Origin of the sequence: Cohnella nanjingensis (assembly GCF_014212125.1) — a bacterium.
Classification (GTDB): domain Bacteria; phylum Bacillota; class Bacilli; order Paenibacillales; family Paenibacillaceae; genus Cohnella; species Cohnella nanjingensis.
Genome location: NZ_JACJVP010000081.1, coordinates 1 through 5,445, shown reverse-complemented (window position 1 = coordinate 5,445; position 5,445 = coordinate 1). Strand labels below are relative to the sequence as shown.

General features: G+C 62.6%; 6 protein-coding genes and 1 other RNA gene. All 7 read right to left on the bottom strand.

Annotated elements, in window-relative coordinates; all coding sequences use genetic code 11:
- The coding region (gene dnaX / locus H7C19_RS33395; RefSeq protein WP_185673417.1) for a DNA polymerase III subunit gamma/tau at positions 1-1,260 on the bottom strand (1,260 nt) is incomplete at its 3' end.
- 36 nt (positions 1,261-1,296) lie between these two features.
- Entirely contained in the window at positions 1,297-2,466 is a 1,170-nt protein-coding gene (locus tag H7C19_RS33390) for an ATP-binding protein (RefSeq protein WP_246470188.1), read from the bottom strand.
- A 309-nt stretch (positions 2,467-2,775) separates the two neighbouring features.
- An RNA gene (gene ffs / locus H7C19_RS33385) (signal recognition particle sRNA large type) lies at positions 2,776-3,041 on the bottom strand.
- Between the two features lie 92 nt (positions 3,042-3,133).
- The gene (locus tag H7C19_RS33380; RefSeq protein WP_185673416.1) at positions 3,134-3,541 is read right to left on the bottom strand and encodes a hypothetical protein; all 408 of its coding nucleotides are present in this window, start codon (positions 3,539-3,541) and stop codon (positions 3,134-3,136) included.
- 65 nt (positions 3,542-3,606) lie between these two features.
- Positions 3,607-3,804: a 50S ribosomal protein L31 gene (gene rpmE / locus H7C19_RS33375; RefSeq protein ID WP_185673415.1), complete on the bottom strand. Its 198-nt coding sequence runs from the start codon at positions 3,802-3,804 to the stop codon at positions 3,607-3,609.
- Positions 3,805-3,938: 134 nt separating this feature from the next.
- Positions 3,939-5,204: a radical SAM family protein gene (locus tag H7C19_RS33370; RefSeq protein ID WP_185673414.1), complete on the bottom strand. Its 1,266-nt coding sequence runs from the start codon at positions 5,202-5,204 to the stop codon at positions 3,939-3,941.
- Between the two features lie 37 nt (positions 5,205-5,241).
- On the bottom strand, positions 5,242-5,445 hold a 204-nt coding region (locus H7C19_RS33365), incomplete at its 5' end, for a hypothetical protein (protein WP_221469612.1).

The window sequence follows — 5,445 nt, the reverse complement described above, 5'->3', positions numbered from 1 at the left end:
GTTCCCGCCAGCGGCAGCGGCGCCGCTGCCGACGGCCGCGCCGCTCCGGGCGAGCTCGCCGAGCTTGCGCTCGAGCGCGGCGACCTGCTGCTGCAATCGCATCAGGTCGGAGCCGCTCGCCCCGCCTTCCGCGCCGGATGAGCGCGGCTCACCCGCCCCCGGCGCGTCCTCGGCGCCCGAGGCGGAGCATAGCTTCAGCAGCGCGATCTCGAACATCGTCTGCGGGTGCGCCGCATACTTCATCTCCGTCTGATAGCGATTCAGCAAGTCGATGATCGCGAAGAGCCGCTCCCGCTTGAAGCCTTGCGCCATGTCGGCGAGTTCGGCCGGATCGGCGACGCGTCCGGACGAGGATGCCGCGGCCGGCGCGAGCTGCAAGAGCAGCAGATCGCGGAAGTAATGCATGAGCTGCTCCAAGCACTTGTCCGCGCTCTTCCCGGCCCGCATCATCTCGTCCACTTCCCGCAGTACCGCCGCGGCATCGCCGTCCCGCACAGCTGCGGCCAGCCGCGCGAACTGCTCCGCCGGCAAGCCGCCCGTCGCCTCGACCGCGTCATGCAGCGTGACTTGTCCGCCGGTGAACGAGGAGATCTGATCGAGCAGGCTCACCGCGTCCCGCATCCCGCCGTCGGAGAGGCGCGAGATATACGCGAGCGCCTCCTCGTCGGCGGAGATCCCTTCTTCCCGGCTGATCTCCCGCAGCCGCGCCGTCTGCTCCCCGAGCGAGACCCGGCGGAACTCGAAGCGCTGACAGCGGGAGATGATCGTCGGCGGCAGGCGGTGCGGCTCGGTCGTCGCGAGCACGAACATCACGTGTCCCGGCGGCTCCTCGAGCGTCTTCAGCAGCGCGTTGAACGCTTCCGTTGTCAGCATGTGCACTTCGTCGATGATGTACACCTTGCGGCGCACTTCCGTAGGCGCGTACTTCACCTTGTCGCGGATGTCGCGGATCTCTTCGACGCCCCGGTTCGAGGCGGCGTCGATCTCGACGACGTCCATGACCGCGCCGGACGTGATCCGCCGGCAGGCGTCGCATTCGTTGCATGGCTCCGGCGCGGGACCCCGCTCGCAGTTGACGGCCTTGGCCAATATTTTAGCGGCGCTGGTCTTCCCCGTCCCGCGGGGTCCGCTGAACAAATAGGCGTGAGAAAGACGGTCTTCGCGAATGGCGTTCTGCAGCGTCTGCACGATATGTTGTTGCCCGACCATGTCCTGGAACGTCTGCGGACGCCATGCCCGGTATAAAGCCATATGGGCCATTCGAAGTCGCTCCCGTCGGATGTGGTATATCAATGATTATACATCATCGAGCGAGAGCGCTCCACCGCCGGATGCCATTCCCGAGCCCCGAACGCCGACGAAGGGGATCGATACCGTAAAAACGGTGCCTGCGGACGAGGACGCGACGTCGATATGCCCGCCCAGATCGTGGACGATGCGCTGGCAAATCGACAGCCCGAGACCGGTACCCTGCTCCTTCGTCGTAAAGAACGGGTCGAATACCCGGTCCAGCAGCTCCGCCGGTATGCCGCCTCCCGTATCGCAGATGTCGACGGATACCTGGCCGAGGCGCGGATCCCCGCGCCGCTCGCGAATTACTAAGCTCCCTCCTTTGCCCATGGCTTCGATGGCGTTCTTGCCCAAATTGAGAAATACCTGCTTCAGCATCTCCTTGTCCGCGAGCACGAGCGGCAGATCGTTCCGGGGCTCGTACCGCAGCGTAATGTCGTGGAGCATCGCCTCGTTGCGCAGCATGGGGAGCATCTCCTGCAGGATTCGGCCGAGCCGCACCGGCTCGAACTTCGTCTCCCTCGACTTGCTGAGCAGCAGAAATTCGTTCACCAGCTCGTGAACCCGGTCCAGCTCGGACAGCACGATCGTCACGAACTCCTGCTCGCGGGCCATGCGCTGTTCGGTCAGCGACTTCTGCAGCAGCTGCATGAAGCCCTTGATGGCGGTCAGCGGATTGCGAATCTCGTGGGCCGTACCGGCGGCGATCTGTCCGATCATCTTCAGGCGGTCCGACCGCCGAACCTGCTCCTCCAGCATCGTCAACTGCGAGACGTCGCGGAACATCACGTATGCGCCGATCGTCTCATCGCCGTCCTGCAGCACGTCCCCGTCGAGCATCAGCTCGCGCATCCGGTCTCCCGTCCCCCATACCAGCTTGCGATTGCGGAATGTTTCGCCCGCCAGGAGCGAGCGCTCCAAGGGCAAGGGCACGGACATTCGTTCGTTCCAGCCTTCGACGGTCAATCCGATCAGGTCGGCCCGCGCGCTGTCGAATACTTCGCACACCATCGGGTTCACTTCGACGATTCGAAAGTCGGCGTCGACGAGCAGCACGCCCGTCGCCTCGTCGGCCAGCATCCGCTCCGCGAACCGCTTCACGTACCTGTCTTGTCTGTTGCGCGCTTCAGCGTTCCGGCCCGTTCCCGCTCTGCGCGCCAGGGTCTCGTCCATCATACGCTTCCACCTCCGGGTCTGTACCGACGTGCCTTTGTTCCCCGTTTATGTAAGCTTTCTATAGGTCTCATCGTTTGCGCTCCCATTCGTAACCCCGGTTTCGCCGCTCTCGGAGAGGGGCGAACGCGATGATCGGAGACGATTCGTTCAAGTATAAATAGAAACGATCCTTCGGTGGATCGTGAACGATAAAAAAACACACCTCTGCGCAGTTCGTGTCTACGCAGAGGTGCTGTCGGCTCCCGAAGGAGTAAGGATTCAGTTATGTTCGTTGTCTAGCTCCTATCCCTTCCTTAGAAGAAGAAAGGACCGTGCACCTGTCCTCGATCGTTATCATCCAGCCGGACACGGTCGCGAACGCTCCCGCAAGGCTACCCTTCAACACAAGAACGTGACCACTTACGGCTGCTTCCTTCCGGACCTGACCGGGTTCATGGGCGTCCCTTGCGAAGGACCCTGCGATCAACACGCCACGATCGCGCCGGAACCTGCGTGATAAGACCTCAAACAGGAATTCGATCTCGCTATAGCGGATTGCGAGTGACAGGGCACCGCTACCTCCCCATCTAGCACGGCATGACCTAGTATAACGAATTCCGAACGCGGAAGCAACCGATGGCAACGTTTTCCATAATCTCGCCGCGCGTCGCGTCTTGCGCCGTTCCCCTTAAGGAGCCGTCTGGACGTGAATGTTGTATCTTGGAAAATTGAACCGGAGCACGGACGCGACTTGTCGTTCGACCGTCGGGATCTCGTTCGCCTTCAGCCCCTTGGCCGTCTTGACGGTCACGTAGGCGTCGGCGCCGTTGAAGGTCACCTTGGCGCCCGTGACGCCCGGTACGCCCTTGATCGACTGCGTCATCAGCTTGTAGTCGTTGTCGTAGTTCAGCGCCATATGCCGGCTGGGAATCTTCGGGTAGCTGTTCGTCCGGCCGAGGAAGCCGTCGTCTCCGTAGCTCTGCGTCTTCACCTTGTTGGCGTTGTGGCCCATATTGCCGCAGCCCGAGGCGAGTCCCGCGAGAGACAGCGAAGCGGCTAGCGCGATGACGGCCCATGTTTTCGACTTCGTTGGCATGAAAAAAACCTCCCTTTATCCGGTAGGATGCTAAGGGAGGTTTGTCTCTATACGTCGCCTCGATCTTAAAGGCCGTATTTTTTCTTGAACTTGTCAACGCGGCCGCCGGCATCGATGAATTTCTGTTTGCCGGTGAAGAACGGATGGCAAGCGGAGCAGATCTCGACGCGGATGTTCGGGCGAACCGAACCCGTCTCGAAAGTGTTCCCGCAAGCGCAGGTAGCCGTCGTCACTTGATATTGCGGATGGATGGCTTGTTTCAACGTGTTCACCTTCTTCCTGCCCTGGATCTCATGCGGACCCAGAGTGAATGGACATACAAACGGATTATAGCACGCGCCCGCCCCGCTGGCAAGGAGTCCCGCGCGTACTGCTCTCCCGCCAAGCGGCGACTCCGTTAGATCTGTACGGTACGGTTCTGCCCGGACGGCGGCACGTGCGTATACGAGCCGATCACGACGTCGGGCAGCTCCTCGCGGAAGATCTCCAGCAGCGTCTGCATGCCGTAGATCTCGCCCTGCGCCTTCGGAATCAAGTTCAGATACGCGTCCGGATCGATATTCAGGTTGCGCATCTGAATTAGCTTCAAGCCCGTGCGCTTGGCGAAGCCGATCATCGCCTCGATCTCTTCCTCGCGGTCGGTGACGCCGGGGAACACGAGATAGTTGATCGAGGTATAGACCCCTTTGTCCGTCGCGTAGCGCAGCGACTTCTCCACGTTCTTGAGCGTATAGCCGCGCGGTTTGTAGTAGGCATTGTAGTGATCGTCGAGCGCGCTGATCGTGCTCACCCGCATGAGATCCAGGCCGGCGTCGACGATCGCGCGCATATGGTCGCTGAGACCCGCGTTCGTATTGATGTTGATGTAGCCGAGCGAGGTTTGCGCGCGGACGCGCTTGATCGCTTCGATGATCGTCTTCGCCTGGGTCGAGGGCTCGCCCTCGCAGCCTTGGCCGAAGCTGATGATCGAATGCGGCTCGCGCAGATGCTCGAGCATGATCTCGACCACTTCGTCGACCGTCGGCTTGAACTGAAGCCGGGTCTGCGGCGCGACGAACCCGCTGTCGTCCGGCTGCTCGGAGATGCATCCGAAGCAGCCCGCGTTGCACGAGAAGGACACCGGAACGGCGCCTTCCCAGCGCTGCAGGAACGTATTGGAGGAAGTCAGGCACTCGTAGCCGAGCGCGCAATTGGACAAGTGCTTGTACAGCCGGTTGTCCGGATACGCCTTCAGCAGGCGGTCGACCTCGCCCTCCAACACCTGTCGGTCGCAGTTCTCGGGATTCCAAGGCTCGGGATCGTCGCTCCGGCACGCCGCCACGTAGAAGCCGTCGTCCTTCCAGACGACCGCCGTGTAGCCGAAGAGCGGAAAGATCTGCGTCTTGTCGGTCTTGGTGTAGCCGGGCACGTAGAACCGGGTGAAGCCTTGGGGCAGCAGCGCGCCGACCGCTTGATGGTTCTCGGGCAGCAGCTTCATCTCGCCCGTAGCGGGATCCATCCCGACCGCGCGCGTATGCGGTAGTCCGACCAGCGTGGCGCCGGCCGGCAGCGGAATCAGCTCTTCCTCGAGCAGCTCGACCAGACGGTCTCCGCTGCGGGCGATGCCATAAAAGTCGGGATGGTCGAAGACGTTCCCTTTATCGTCAGCATATACCAGATGCATGTGTTCACAAGCCCCTTTCTAGCCCGGGCAGCTCGGCTTAGGTCGAGCTGCTCCGCGGCGAACGGCGCGTCGGCTTGGGCGCCTCGCCCTCCGCTGGAGGCGTCGCGGCCGTGCCGGACGCTTCCGCGTCGGCCTTGCCGGCGGCCTTGGACGTCCGCGTGCCGGCGCCCGTCTTGGTCGCGGCTGCGCGGGTGCCCGTGCCGGCCGCGGCGCGCGTCCGCGTCGTCGCCGGCTTCTTGGC